This window comes from Bacillus sp. iso_77 (assembly GCF_056173625.1).
Genome location: NZ_CM149683.1, coordinates 2,444,302 through 2,458,061 on the forward strand (window position 1 = coordinate 2,444,302; position 13,760 = coordinate 2,458,061).

Consider the following 13,760-nt stretch of genomic DNA (forward strand, 5'->3'; position numbering starts at 1 on the left):
AATCATTATGCTCTTACACCGAAAAATGCTTTCAGCTTTGCAAACATCCCTTTGTTTTCTTCTTCAAAGGATTGAAGAGGAACAGATTCACCTAGTACGCGGCGAGCAATATTGCGATACGCAATGGAAACTTTATTTTTAGCATCCATGACAATCGGTTCACCATTGTTTGAAGCCTTAATGACATCATCATCATCGGCTACAATGCCGAGAAGATCAATTGATAAATGATGGACAACTTCATCCACATCCATCGAATCGCCATTTTTCGCCATGTGAGTACGAATGCGGTTCACAATCAAACGAGGCGGTTCAATATCCTCTTGTTCCAGCAAGCCGATAATTCGGTCTGCATCTCTCACAGCTGAGATTTCAGGTGTCGTGACCACAATCGCTTTGTCAGCACCTGATACAGCATTTTTAAAGCCTTGCTCAATTCCAGCAGGGCAATCAATGACAACATAATCAAAGTCTTGTTTCAATGATTGAATTAATTCTTTGATCTGCTCCGGCTCTACCGCCGTTTTATCGCTTGTTTGAGCAGCAGGTAAAAGATACAACAGATCCTCGAACCGCTTATCCTTCACAAGCGCTTGGTGAATCTTGCATCTTCCTTCTACTACATCGACTAGATCATAAATAATGCGGTTTTCAAGCCCCATCACGACATCTAAATTCCGAAGGCCGATGTCGGTATCAACTAGACACACTTTTTTTCCTTGAATTGCTAGTGCTGTGCCTAAGTTTGCAGATGTTGTTGTTTTGCCAACGCCGCCTTTTCCTGAGGTAATCACAATAGCCTCGCCCAATTTCACATTCCTCCCTCAAGCCTTGTCAGATTAGGTCTTATATGAGCCAATTGCTGCAGGCGTTCAATGATCATATTGCCATCTATATCTAAATAAGCACATTCCATTTCATTTCCATCTTCTTTTTGATCCGGTGCACGGTTAAACACCTGTGCGATGCGGAGCTGAGTTGGAATCATATGAGATGCCGCAATCACAGCTTGTTTGTTTCCATTACATCCAGCATGCGCTACACCTTTTAACGCACCGAGCACAAAAATATTCCCCCCTGCACGAATGGTGCCGCCAGGGTTGACATCTCCTATTAATAAAAGATCCCCTTCGACATAAAGCACCTGTCCAGAGCGTACAATTTTTGCTACAGAAGTAATCTCAGCCTCTGCTTTTAAACGTCTCGCTTCTTCAGTTGACATGACGTCACTTTCAATAGAGTGAATGACGAGATGTTCATTTTCAGACACCGCTTCAGTTAAACGCGCCTCTTGATCCTCTGTTAAATATCGAAAACCAAGTTTAATATGCACATTGACTTTATGTCCTTCTCTTCCATCTGTATATTGCTCAAGTAAAAGAACCTCTCGCAAGCCAGAAAGAAGGTCTTCAAACGAACAGTCATCATTTAACTGTAATGTTAATCCGTTTTTTGTACCTTTTATTGTCACATACTGCTGTTTTTGAGTTTTCAAGATGCTCACCTCAACAACATACTCATTTCGCCGTAATTGGACAAACTCCTGCTTTTATTCGTCGATCAGTCCTTGTTTCACATTGATGAAAAAGAGCCTAAGCGGCACAACAAGTATGAGAGACGCAGCAGTATTTAAAAGAATCGTTGGAATAAAGCGTTCGATGACATACGTATTAAAAGGCATAATACCTGGTTGAATCGTCGCTTGAACGCCGTACACATAAAACTCCATCACTGCAACAGCAATCATCGATAGAAAGACAACGACTAACATATTCGTTTGGAGAACTTTGAAGGCTTTTGCTAACAAATAGCAGAGCGCACCAAAGCCAAACATATGAACACCAAGAATACCTGTATACGAAATATCATATAAAAGTCCAAAGATAAATCCATAAATCACACCATATTTTTGATTCACAAAAGCTGTCATAAATACAAGTGCGAGTAAGATGAAATGAGGTGCTAAAATTTGATTATCTGAAACAAATGGGAGCTTCACTAAATCGACAAAAATACTGTCAAATACGAAAATAAACAACATGACGAAAGCAAGAAGGACACGTTTCACGAGCCTTCCTCCTTCGTTAATTGAGATGCATCTGCCGTACTTGTGCTGCGATTCACAACAATCACGCGGTCTAAATTATTGAGTTCAGCAGCTGGTTCTACATAAATAATTTTTGTCAGTCCGTAATGGTCCGGCTCAATTTCGCTTACCTTTCCAATGGTCAAGCCCTGCGGGAATACGCCCCCTGCTCCAGATGTTTCAACAAGATCTCCTTTTTTGACATCCCCATCAGCATCGGATTTTAAAATGTTCATTGTCAGCATTTTTTTCTTGCTGTCATAACCGTTAATAATTCCATTGAGTTCTTCTTTGCCCTTTTTCGCAAAAATTTTCGTTGAAATTCTATTATTTTGATCTGTAGAGCTTAGCAACCTTACAGTCGACGTAAAATTGTTGAGCTTATCACTTTCAATTTTCCCAATTAACGCACCACTCTCATTGGTGACCGCCATATCTTTTTCAACGCCTTGTTTTTTCCCTTTATCAATCATGACAAAACTATCCCAAAGGGACGGGTTTCTCGCAATGACTGTTGAAAGAATGGGCGTGTAGTCACGAATAGAGTTCACATATCCGAGCTGCTTGCGAAGCTTTTTGTTCTCATCTTCTAGTTCTTGAAGTTTCGCCTCATATTGGGTTTGTCCATCAAGTTTTTTTCGAAGACGCTCGTTTTCATCATATGTGTTCTTTAAATCTTGTACGTTCCCATAAATACCGGCAATAAATTGTGATGGTTTATGAAAGACACCTTGAAAAAAGCCTGTCGTATCCCCCACTAATTTTTCCGGCCATGAAGCACCTCTGCCGCTTTTCACTGAAAAACCAATCATGGCCACCAGTACGATGACACAGACAAGGAGCAACATTAATCTTTTATTCATAAAAAACTGCGGCATGTCTTACACCTCTTTATTTACGCCCAATTATCGATTATCTTTAGATTTTCCTTTGAACAAGTGAATATGTTCTAGTGCTTTCCCTGTTCCGATCGCCACACAGTCAAGCGGATCTTCAGCAATAATGACCGGCATTTTTGTTTCATCACTAATGACTTTGTCAAGATTACGTAGCAATGCACCACCGCCTGTTAAAACGATTCCACGGTCCATAATATCTGCTGCCAGCTCAGGTGGCGTTTTTTCAAGTGTCATTTTGACCGCATCGACAATTGTTTCCACCGTATCGCGAAGCGCTTTTGCAATTTCTTCTGCCGTAATAGAGATCGTTTTTGGCAGACCTGTTAAAAGGTCACGGCCGCGAATGTCCATCTCGTCATGTACGTCAGGCTGCGCAGAACCGATTTCCATTTTAATCGCTTCTGACGTGCGATCACCAATCATAAGATTATACGTTTTACGAATGTAGCTGCTGATCGCATCATCCATCTCGTCTCCTGCAACACGGATCGATTGAGATGTCACAATACCGCCAAGTGAAATAATGGCTACTTCTGTTGTACCGCCGCCAATATCAACAACCATGCTTCCAGTTGGCTCCCATACAGGAAGGTTAGCACCGATTGCCGCAGCAAATGGCTCTTCAATAGGGTATGCGTCACGAGCACCAGCTTGTCTTGTTGCATCAATGACAGCACGCTCTTCTACTGCTGTAATACCAGATGGTACACACACCATCACGTACGGTTTACGAGCAAAAAGCCCTTTACCTTTTAATGCTTGATTAATGTAATATTTCATCATTGTTGCTGTCGTCTCGTAGTCTGCAATGACTCCGTCTTTCATTGGGCGCAGTGCCACAACATTACCAGGTGTACGACCGATCATGTTTCTAGCGTCATTTCCAACCGCCACTATAGACTTCGTATCAGTTTCCAAAGCTACGACCGAAGGTTCTCTCACAACAATGCCTTTTCCTTTAATAAAAACAAGCGTATTCGCTGTTCCAAGATCTATTCCAAGGTCTTTTGTACCAATTCCAAACATATGTATGTATCTTCCTTTCTTAAACCAAAATTCCCTTTAGGGAAAAACTCATAAACTCTATTATATCGTAAAACATTGAAAAAAAAAGTGTTACAAATACCCTTTTTCCTTCAAACTCACAAATTTTTGATCACCGATCACTAGATGATCAAGCAGCTGTATTCCAATCAGCTTCCCACATTCAAAAAGTCGCTGTGTGACTTCAATATCTTCCCTGCTGGGCGTCGGATCTCCAGATGGATGGTTGTGCACACATATAAATGAAGCGGCCGAACGTTTAAAGGCCTCTTTAAAAATTTCGCGCGGGTGAACAATCGACGAATTTAGACTTCCGATAAACACAGTATGTTTATGAAGAACTTGATTTTTGGTATTGAGATAAAGACAAACGAAATTCTCCTGCGTCAAAAATCTCATATCTTCCATCACAAAATTCGCACCATCCTCCGGCGTGCGGATCACATAACGATTGTCCGTCGTTTGATGGTGTAATCTAGTGCCGAGTTCTAAAGCAGCTAAAAGAGAGATCGCCTTCGCTTTTCCAACTCCTCGAATCTTTGACAATTCTTCAATAGAAGCTTCCTTCACAGAACGAAGACCACCAAATGTTTGCAAAAGTCTTGCGGACACTTGAAGAACTGATTCCTTTTTTGTGCCTGTTCTCAAAAGAATCGCGACAAGTTCATGGTTTGATAAGCTGCTTGGGCCATATTTGACAAATCGTTCGCGCGGCTTTTCATCATGAGGAAAATGCTTCAGCAGCATAGGGAAATGATTCAAGATCTACACTCCTTTTTTGATTCCTTCCCGTCATCAAAAAGGGGTGATACCAAATGTTTCAAGCACTCTGACTGTTTTAGCAATAGGGAGTCCTACAACGGAAAAATAATCACCGTCTATTTTTTGTACAAACAGGGCACCTTTTCCTTGAATGCCGTAGCTTCCAGCTTTATCAAGAGGCTCACCGGTTTCAATATAGCGGTCTATTTCATCTTGTGTAAGCGGCCAAAATGTCACGTCTGTCTGTTCATAAAATGTTTCTTTTCTATTCTCTGATTGAATCGTGACACCAGTCAAGACTTGATGTGTCTTACCTGACAATAATTGAAGCATTGAGGCTGCATCTTCCTTGTCTTTTGGCTTTCCAAGACATTTGCCATCAATTGCAACAATTGTATCTGCACCAATGATCACAGCTTTGGGATGTATTTTTTGAATATCATTTGCTTTTTGTTCTGCCAACCATTGGACGTTCTCAGCAGGAGAAAGGTTTCGATTTATTTCTTCTTTTAAATCACTTGCTTGAATGTCATAAGAAAACCCTGCTAAATCAAGCAATTCTTTTCTTCTAGGTGATTGAGATGCGAGTATTAACTGGTTCATGTTTGTTCATCCTTTCAGGGGTTAGCCTAAGAAGTAAGATACCCATTCATCCTATCAAATGAACATCTTACCGACAATTAACGAAAATGCCATTTTCATGTTCCTACATCATTATGTTGGAAGCAAAAGAAAAAAACTAGTCATTTTTTGACTAGTTTGGCTGTTAAAAACATGATTTTACGTATTTAGTTGATCTAATAGCGCTTGCTGAGATTTCCAGCCATTTTCAGCAGATGGGTCATTTAAAAGCTGTACAGCTTTCAGCAAACTGCTTTTGGCTGGTGCGTCGGTTGTTTTGGCATTTTCAAGCTCAGAAATCAACTGAGTGACTTCTTTTTGATCCACATCTTCTCCTGCAATCACCTTAGAGGATAAGACAGATGCCTTCTCTATTAAACCTGTCAGCTCATCCGGCACTTGAAATGAGAGCTCTTTTCCTCCCCATGCTTCAAAATGCTGATCGATCAATTTTTTCCCAACGGCACTTGTCATGCCTTGTTCTGTGGCAAGTCCGGCAATAACATAATAGCCATCATCCATTGATACCTTTTTACCTGCATATCCTGCCTCTTTTAAACTGTCAACTAAGTCATCTGCTCCTTTTTCAGAAGAAAACTTTCCAGCCTGCACCACAAAGGTTGAAAAATGACCTGATGCACTTTTTTCACCTTCATTGTCCTTTGACGTATCTGCAAGATCAGCCGGTGGTGCATCTCCCCCAGCTTTCGCCGAAGGCCCGCTTCCAGATGCTGAGACGCTGATATGATCGCCTCCTGATGGATTGGCAGATCCATCTTTGCTTAAACTTAGTGCAAATACACCGAGGCCTGTCCCTAGAACGACTGCAAACACAATCGTTGTCATCACTCGTTTGAAGGGACCGCGGTTTTTACTGAACTTCTGGTCAAAAGAACCTTTTTTCTTTTGATAAGGTGTGACAACCTTTGGATCCGAATGGTAAATGTGATCAGCTGCATCGTCCCATTGAAAATCTTCTTCTTTCGGTTTAGACGGTTCTTCCCCGGAAGCGGCTGTCTCCTGTTCCGACTGCCTCTTTTCCTCCCAGTTCGAAAACGTCACTTGATCCTCTTGCTGTTTTTGAGGCTGATGCTCTTCTCCATGCAGCATTTCTTCCTTGCCATTAATATTGACCTTTAACCCTTGTTTTTTTGCCTGCCTTTTTTTCACTGTCATTCCCCGCTTTCTGACATTGTTTGTAAGAAAGACCTTTCTGTCCAATGAAATAGCGCGAATGTAACCCGTCCTTCTTTCTGTTTCACACTTTAACATAGCCAATAAAAAAAAGAACAAGACTTTTGTCGGCAGGTTCAAAAAGTGTTCGCCAATTTTCTCATCCGAAAAAATCGCGAATTGGGTTTAACAGATCACCACAAAAAAGATAAAACCAGAAAGAACAAGCGATGGCAGGAACAAAAGGAAAGGGTTCATTTGCCTTGTAAGAAAACACCTTTGCGTAAACCATTCCCGTGACAGACGAAAGAAAAAGAATGATCAGAAACGGCTTAAATCCGAAGCAAAATGCAAGCACACCAAATAGTTTGACATCCGCTCCCCCCATACTATTTGGCTTGAAATGTTCTAAACTATAAAACAAAAGAAGACAAATAAGAAGAGATGCCGCTCCTTCCCACCAAATAAAAAGCGGTTCTAGCGTGCGGTATATGACGAAAAGAGGAAAAAAGAAGAGAAAGAGCTCGTTGGGTACTCTCATATAAAAAAGATCGCTCACGACAGCAATCACGAATAAACTACATAGACTCACAAGAAAAAGGCCCTCAAAAAAGAAACCAGCATGTCTATAAACGAGTAAAAAAAGGCCGCCTGTCAACAACTCAACCATTGGATAAAGCAAAGAGAGCCGGGTTCTACAATGCTTACATGACCCTTTCAATACAATATAAGAAAAAAGCGGGAGCATGTCGTGAAAAGAAAGCGGCTCTTTACAAGCTCCGCAGTGTGAACGAGGAAAAAGAATAGACCGCTTCATTGGAAGCCTCTCACCAACAAGATGAAAAAATGACCCCATGACCATGCCTGTGAAAAACATAAAAAAATCAATCAAATTAGGTGACTCCTTCCGGAAATAGAATAGACCGGATTGTACCATAGCGATTCACCTTTGATCACCTTGCGAAAAAGTGATTTTCCCCCTCTTCTACATATCAAAAGAAAAAAGACGCACATTGCATAGAAGCAATGTGCGTCTTTTCCTTACTGTAAAATACGACTTCGTACATCTGAGATAAAATAAAGGGAACCTGTCACCAGAATCATTGCTGAAGGGTCATCTCTTTTCTTCTGAATGAAGTCAAGCACTGCACAAGGGTCTTCATCAAACGATTTTGCTTCTAAATGACTGCAAGCATAAAGCTTTTCCGCTGATTCAGCTCTTGGAAAGTCAAAGGAAACAAAATGAATCGATGAACTAATCCTTTCAAGCTTTTCGATCATTTGTTTGTAAGGTTTATCTTTTAACGCACTAAAACATACATGAACCTGTTTACTAGAAAAATGAGCTTGTACAGTTTCGATTAAACGGTCCATTCCTTCTTCGTTATGAGCACCATCTAAATAAACAAGAGGCTGATCTTGGATCTTTTCAAATCTTCCAGCCCACACTGCTTGCCGAATTCCTTCATACACTTGCTCATTTAGCACATGGATATATCCTTCTTGCTCAAGCCATTCGATCAGTAGAACGGCAAGGGAGGCGTTCTGCATTTGATGCGTTCCGATTAACCCTGTCTCTAGCTGCGAGTACTCCCTTTTTGGGGTAGTGAATGTGAAGCGTTCACCTGTTTCCGTCGGCTGCTGGTCCTTAAAGGTACAAGTATCATGTAACGAGATAAACGGCGCATTCTTTTCTTCGGCTTTGTGTTGAATCACAGTAAGAGCTTCCGCTTGATGAACGGCCGTGATCATCGGAATCCCAGTTTTAATAATGCCAGCTTTTTCTGCTGCAATCTGATCAAGTGTGTCGCCTAAAATGGCCATATGATCGTGACCAATCGACGTAATTGCTGTTAAGATGGGCGCTGTCACATTTGTAGAATCAAGTCTTCCGCCAAGTCCTGTTTCCAAGAGGACAAAGTCTACTTGGTGCACATGGGCAAAATAAGCAAACGCACATGCTGTAATGATCTCAAACTCTGTTGCTACACCAAGCTCTGTATCATCTAATTCATCAACTAAAGGCTTGATTTCGTTCACCAAACTCAGCCACTCTTCGTCCAAAATCGGCTCCCCATTAACACTAATTCGTTCATTGAACGTTAAAATAAATGGCGAGGTGAAGGTTCCAACTGAATAGCCCGCTGACTGTAAAATGGATCGCGTAAATGCAATCGTTGATCCTTTTCCATTTGTTCCAGCTACATGCACCGCTTTTATTTTTTGTTCAGGATGGTCTAGTCTGTCCATCAGCCATTTCATTCGTTCAAGTCCCGGTTTGACACCGAAAGCGAGTCTGCTATGAATCCATTCAATGGCTTCATGATAGGTTGTAAACAATGTCATCTCTCATTTCATACGAAATTTTCAAAAAAGACGACTCCAATTCATTAGGAGCCGTCTTTTCACTCTTATGCTTTCAGCTCTTCAATACGCTTTTGAACAGCTTCGCGTTTTGCGACATAATCACGTTCTTTCGCACGCTCTTCTTCTACGACACTTTCAGGCGCTTTTTTCATAAAGCCTTCATTGCCAAGCTTTTTCTGAACTCGTTCCACTTCTTTTGTCAGTTTATCAAGCTCTTTTTGCAGACGGGCAATTTCTTCATCTAAGTTGATTAAGCCTTCAAGCGGCAGAATGAGTTCTGCTCCAGAAATAACAGCCGTCATCGCTTTATCACTAGCTGGGACATCTGTGCCAATTTCAAGAACACTTGGGTTCGTGAAGCGCTCAATATATGAACGATTTTTCTCTAAACGTTCCTGAACATCAGACGTAGATGCTTTAATGTAAAGCTCAACTTGTTTGCTCATTGGCGTGTTCACTTCACTGCGAATGTTACGAACAGAACGAATCAGTTCAACAAGCAGTTTCATATCAGCAGAAGCTTGTTCGTTGGAAAGCTCCGGCTTCACTTCAGGCCATGCCGCTACAGTAATGGACTCACCTTCATGAGGTAGATGCTGCCAGATTTCTTCTGTTAAGAACGGCATAAACGGATGTAGAAGTCTCATCGTTTGATCTAATACATACGCAAGGATCGAACGAGTCGTTTTCTTCGCTGCTTCATCTTCTCCATAAAGCGGAAGTTTCGCCATTTCAATGTACCAATCACAGAAATCATCCCAAATGAAGTTGTATAAATGTCTGCCTACTTCACCGAATTCATACTTGTCAGCAAGCTGTGTGACACTTTCAATTGTTTCATTTAAGCGTGTCAAAATCCATTGATCAGCAACTGATTTTTCTCCTGTCAAATCAAGCTCATCGTACGTTAAACCATCCATATTCATGAGAGCAAAACGGGATGCGTTCCAAATTTTGTTCGCAAAGTTCCAAGTGGATTCAACCTTTTCAAAGCTAAAACGTAAATCTTGACCTGGAGAGCTTCCAGTCGCTAAGAAATATCTCAATGAATCTGCTCCGTACTTGTCGATAACCTCCATTGGATCAATTCCGTTGCCAAGTGACTTACTCATTTTACGCCCTTGTTCATCGCGGATAAGACCATGAATGAGGACATCTTTAAATGGTTTTTCTCCTGTGAATTCAAGACCTTGGAAGATCATACGAGATACCCAGAAGAAGATGATGTCATAGCCTGTTACAAGCAGATTGGTTGGGTAGTAGCGCTTGAAGTCTTCACTGTCTGCATCTGGCCAGCCCATTGTAGAGAAAGGCCAAAGCGCTGAACTAAACCATGTATCAAGTACATCGTTATCTTGCTCCCAGTTTTCAATATCTTCTGGCGCATCAAGTCCCACGTATACTTCCTTCGTTTCTTTATGATACCAAGCCGGGATGCGATGTCCCCACCATAGTTGACGAGAAATACACCAGTCACGGATATTTTCCATCCAGTGTAAATACGTCTTTTCAAATCGGTCTGGAACAAATTGAACTTGCTCATCACCTTTTTGCAGATTGATGGCTTCATCTGCGAGCGGCTGCATTTTCACAAACCATTGTGTTGATAAATATGGCTCCACTACAGCTCCACTGCGCTCACTGTGACCAACTGAATGCATGTGGTCCTCAATTTTGAACAAAATGCCTTCTTCTTGAAGATCTTTCACAAGCTGTTTACGACATTCGAAGCGGTCCATTCCTTTGTATTGAAGCGCATTTCCATTCATTGTGCCATCTTCATTCATCACAAGAATGCGCTCTAGGTTATGACGGTTTCCAAGCTCGAAGTCATTCGGGTCATGAGCCGGCGTTATTTTTACAGCTCCTGATCCAAATTCCATATCGACATAGTCATCCCCAACGATTGGAATCTCTCGGCCTGTAATTGGTAATACAACTGTTTTCCCAATCAAATGCTGATAGCGTTCATCTTCAGGATGTACAGCGACTGCCGTATCTCCAAGCATCGTTTCAGGTCTTGTTGTCGCAATTTCAATCGAACCTGATCCATCTGCAAGCGGATATCTCAAGTGATAAAACGCACCTTGCACATCCTTGTAGATGACTTCAATATCAGAAAGGGCCGTTTTTGTTGCTGGGTCCCAGTTAATGATGTATTCTCCGCGATAGATCAATCCTTTTTCATACAATTGAACAAACACTTGGCGGACTGCTTTATTCAAGCCTTCATCTAATGTAAAACGCTCACGCGAATAGTCTAGACCTAGACCCATTTTCGCCCACTGGCTGCGAATAAAATCGGCATACTCTTCTTTCCACTTCCACGTTTCTTCTACAAATTTTTCACGTCCGAGATCATAGCGGCTCACACCTTCTTCGCGAAGCTTCGCCTCGACCTTTGCTTGTGTTGCAATACCCGCATGGTCCATTCCTGGCAGCCATAAAACATCATAGCCCTGCATCCGTTTCATACGAGTCACGATGTCTTGAAGGGTTGAATCCCAAGCATGCCCTAAGTGTAATTTTCCTGTCACGTTTGGTGGAGGAATGACGACTGTATATGGATCTTTCGTTTTGTCATTTTGTGCTTCGAAGAATTTCCCTTCAAGCCAGTACGTATAGCGGTCTTTTTCAATCGCATTTGGATCGTACTTTGTTGGCATTTCTTGATTATTTGTTCCCATTTGTGTTACCTCCACATTTTTTCGGCTGATGAAACATAAAAAAAGCCTTTTCATCCTTATAAAAGGACGAAAAAGCTTTTTCGCGGTACCACCTTTTTTCACGAAACACTTAGACGTGTCCCGTACTCTCTAAAGGATAACGGGGATCTCCCGAATTTCTCTACTACATGTTTCAAGAAATTAAGCTCACAGGCGACCTTCCAAACAAGTGCATCCTAGAAAACCTTTCAGCTATTGGTTTCCCTCTCTTTAGGGGCTTGCTCGTACTCTTCCTGATCCACGCTTACGATATATCACGTTCATCAGCTTATACTCATCTTTTATTAATATTACTAAATGCCTTTTGTTTTCGTCAATCATCTTTTCCGCTTTTCTTCTTCTTTATACAAATTGGGCAGGCACCCTTTGCCTCTTTGCCCATATGATAATAACAAAATAAAGAAGGAGGGCGTTTTATTTTGAAAAAGATCAATCCTTACACACTCCCCCCATGGCTTAGACAAATTCGGGCAGTTGCCTCCCAAGTCGTTCTCCCGATTGCCATATTTCAAGGCTTTCGCACGATCATTTTTCCCACAACATTTGACGTCCTCATCTTAGGAATTCTTATATTTCTCGCCTGTGCCTTTCACCTTGATTGGTTTTAAGAGAGCTGAAAGCTGCAGGCTCACTCTTATGTATAGGTCCCTCGTTAGACATTTCATAGCGCAACAGCAAACAACCTCGTCACTCTTCTGATGACGAGGCATTTTGTTCTTCTTCAAGGCGTCTAGCCTGCTCAATTTCGTGTATTTTCATGACGGTCGGCTCAGAATTTTTCATTTGCCAATACGCCCTTAACAGCTCTTGACAACTTTCCATCTCATCCTGTCCGCCTGCTTCATAGGCTTTCACCGTATCAAACAAACCTTGCGGATAAGCGAGGTAGCTCAAGAACAAATGAATCTCTTCCTCACGAAGTTTATTTCCCTTTTGATACGTATAAAACAAAGATGTGCATTCAGGACAAGGAGTAGGGTAGGTTTTGAATGTGCGATAGTAAAAAGTCAAAAGGTCATAAATGGGGGCAGCCTTTTTGGACCGCTCAAAATTGGTGAAATGTCCTGTACCTACATCATTGTACAAAAAGTGATGGATTGACAATTGCCCATGGTTTAACACAATACGTGTCGTCTCTTGGTCTTTCATTTCCTCATGCCAATCCTCTAAACGTTCAAGTGCAAATTCACTTGCAGACATCGCTTCTGAAAAATACATAGCAGCAGCCAGCTCAAATGGCGACATATACCATGTTTGTTCTGCCCGCTCGATAAATCGTTCATACATGTCTTTCTCTGTTTCCCATTTGCTTTTCATTTGGGTGTAGTGAGCCTCTATTTCCTGCTCATTAATGTCCATCATAACTTCTGTTCGTTTATGAAGTCTTGCAATCTCTTGAAATAAATATTCATGTTTATCGTCCTGCTCTTCTCTCTTTTCATTGGTCAGCCATGGCATGAGATAATACGTGTACTGGCTTTCCCGATGATTAGAGAAAAAGGAACCGCTCTTCGTGCGATAAATCGGCACAAACGAGCGATAGCCTTTTGATTCTAGTTCAAGCATTTGCTCTGTAAACTGCATGTGTCGATGGGGCTTTACCCGCTTTAGTGCAAATACGCCCTGCTTTGTATACACTCTAACGACAGCTGGACTGACAGGTTCGATATATTCAGCCTCAAGCCCGTATTCGTATAGGACAGATTGGATTTCATCCACGTTCTCTCACCACATTTTCTCGGTCCATCATCTCATACTATGCGTTGCTTTTTTGATATTCAGGAATATAAAGAATCTGCCCTTCTTCAAGCTCTGCATCCACCGACAATGAATTCGTTCGAAGGAGCTGCTGCACATTCAACTGATATCGCTCACAAATACGATCGACCGTATCTTCTTGCTGAACTATACATATTTTCATGCGAGAAAAATCTTCCTCCTCCTGCTTAGCGAACAGCTTCGTTAAATAAAGAGAATTCTCACTGCCAGACGCTTCTCTCTGGTCATGTTCAAACTCCTCAGCTTCTTGAGCTGATTCATACACCTTTGGTGCTTCACGTTCATATAATCGTTCGAACTGAT

13 protein-coding genes and 1 other annotated feature are annotated in these 13,760 nt (G+C 41.6%); of the genes, 1 reads left to right on the forward strand and 12 read right to left on the reverse strand.

What is annotated here, in order from left to right:
• Positions 1-5: 5 nt before the first annotated feature.
• The 11 genes from minD to AC0VYC_RS12635 form a co-directional block, all read right to left on the reverse strand.
• The gene (gene minD / locus AC0VYC_RS12585; protein WP_017358134.1) at positions 6-809 is read right to left on the reverse strand and encodes a septum site-determining protein MinD; all 804 of its coding nucleotides are present in this window, start codon (positions 807-809) and stop codon (positions 6-8) included.
• Positions 810-811: 2 nt separating this feature from the next.
• Positions 812-1,495 (reverse strand): septum site-determining protein MinC, encoded by a 684-nt coding sequence (minC, locus tag AC0VYC_RS12590; protein WP_007501533.1) that lies wholly within the window; start codon positions 1,493-1,495, stop codon positions 812-814.
• A gap of 54 nt (positions 1,496-1,549) precedes the next feature.
• A complete protein-coding gene (mreD, locus tag AC0VYC_RS12595; protein ID WP_008342803.1) occupies positions 1,550-2,068 on the reverse strand; it encodes a rod shape-determining protein MreD in 519 nt (172 codons plus the stop codon).
• A complete protein-coding gene (mreC, locus tag AC0VYC_RS12600) occupies positions 2,065-2,964 on the reverse strand; it encodes a rod shape-determining protein MreC (protein ID WP_007501536.1) in 900 nt (299 codons plus the stop codon). Before mreC ends, mreD begins: the two co-directional genes overlap by 4 nt.
• A 27-nt stretch (positions 2,965-2,991) precedes the next feature.
• Positions 2,992-4,011 (reverse strand): rod shape-determining protein, encoded by a 1,020-nt coding sequence (locus tag AC0VYC_RS12605; protein ID WP_007501538.1) that lies wholly within the window; start codon positions 4,009-4,011, stop codon positions 2,992-2,994.
• A 90-nt stretch (positions 4,012-4,101) separates the two neighbouring features.
• Positions 4,102-4,776 carry a RadC family protein gene (radC, locus tag AC0VYC_RS12610; protein ID WP_026050121.1) on the reverse strand — a complete coding sequence of 225 codons (675 nt, stop codon included), beginning with the start codon at positions 4,774-4,776 and terminating at the stop codon, positions 4,102-4,104.
• Positions 4,777-4,824: 48 nt separating this feature from the next.
• Positions 4,825-5,394, reverse strand: coding sequence for a Maf family protein (locus AC0VYC_RS12615; protein WP_007501543.1), 570 nt, complete (start codon positions 5,392-5,394; stop codon positions 4,825-4,827).
• A gap of 177 nt (positions 5,395-5,571) precedes the next feature.
• Complete coding sequence (locus tag AC0VYC_RS12620) at positions 5,572-6,588, reverse strand: SPOR domain-containing protein (RefSeq protein WP_255234011.1); 1,017 nt, start codon at positions 6,586-6,588, stop codon at positions 5,572-5,574.
• A gap of 157 nt (positions 6,589-6,745) precedes the next feature.
• Positions 6,746-7,477, reverse strand: coding sequence for a prepilin peptidase (locus AC0VYC_RS12625; protein ID WP_429627372.1), 732 nt, complete (start codon positions 7,475-7,477; stop codon positions 6,746-6,748).
• Between the two features lie 149 nt (positions 7,478-7,626).
• A complete protein-coding gene (locus AC0VYC_RS12630; RefSeq protein WP_436853245.1) occupies positions 7,627-8,931 on the reverse strand; it encodes a bifunctional folylpolyglutamate synthase/dihydrofolate synthase in 1,305 nt (434 codons plus the stop codon).
• Positions 8,932-8,996: 65 nt separating this feature from the next.
• Entirely contained in the window at positions 8,997-11,639 is a 2,643-nt protein-coding gene (locus AC0VYC_RS12635) for a valine--tRNA ligase (protein ID WP_024718405.1), read from the reverse strand.
• Between the two features lie 59 nt (positions 11,640-11,698).
• Positions 11,699-11,928 (reverse strand) — a binding site (T-box leader).
• A gap of 169 nt (positions 11,929-12,097) precedes the next feature.
• Here AC0VYC_RS12635 and AC0VYC_RS12640 point away from each other — a divergent pair.
• On the forward strand, positions 12,098-12,286 hold the full coding sequence (locus tag AC0VYC_RS12640) for a hypothetical protein (RefSeq protein WP_003216497.1): 189 nt from the start codon (positions 12,098-12,100) through the stop codon (positions 12,284-12,286).
• Between the two features lie 79 nt (positions 12,287-12,365).
• Here the strand turns inward: AC0VYC_RS12640 and ysxE are convergent, their stop codons facing one another.
• Positions 12,366-13,397, reverse strand: a complete 1,032-nt coding sequence (gene ysxE / locus AC0VYC_RS12645; protein ID WP_039167006.1) for a spore coat protein YsxE — start codon at positions 13,395-13,397, stop codon at positions 12,366-12,368.
• Positions 13,398-13,760 lie beyond the last annotated feature (363 nt).

What these genes read in the sequence shown, in the direction of transcription:
- mreC (WP_007501536.1), bottom strand. Translation starts at nt 2,964, where the DNA reads ATGCCGCAGTTTTTTATGAATAAAAGATTAATGTTGCTCCTTGTCTGT.
- AC0VYC_RS12605 (WP_007501538.1), bottom strand. Translation starts at nt 4,011, where the DNA reads ATGTTTGGAATTGGTACAAAAGACCTTGGAATAGATCTTGGAACAGCG.
- radC (WP_026050121.1), bottom strand. Translation starts at nt 4,776, where the DNA reads ATGCTGCTGAAGCATTTTCCTCATGATGAAAAGCCGCGCGAACGATTT.
- AC0VYC_RS12615 (WP_007501543.1), bottom strand. Translation starts at nt 5,394, where the DNA reads ATGAACCAGTTAATACTCGCATCTCAATCACCTAGAAGAAAAGAATTG.
- AC0VYC_RS12620 (WP_255234011.1), bottom strand. Translation starts at nt 6,588, where the DNA reads ATGACAGTGAAAAAAAGGCAGGCAAAAAAACAAGGGTTAAAGGTCAAT.
- AC0VYC_RS12630 (WP_436853245.1), bottom strand. Translation starts at nt 8,931, where the DNA reads ATGACATTGTTTACAACCTATCATGAAGCCATTGAATGGATTCATAGC.
- AC0VYC_RS12635 (WP_024718405.1), bottom strand. Translation starts at nt 11,639, where the DNA reads ATGGGAACAAATAATCAAGAAATGCCAACAAAGTACGATCCAAATGCG.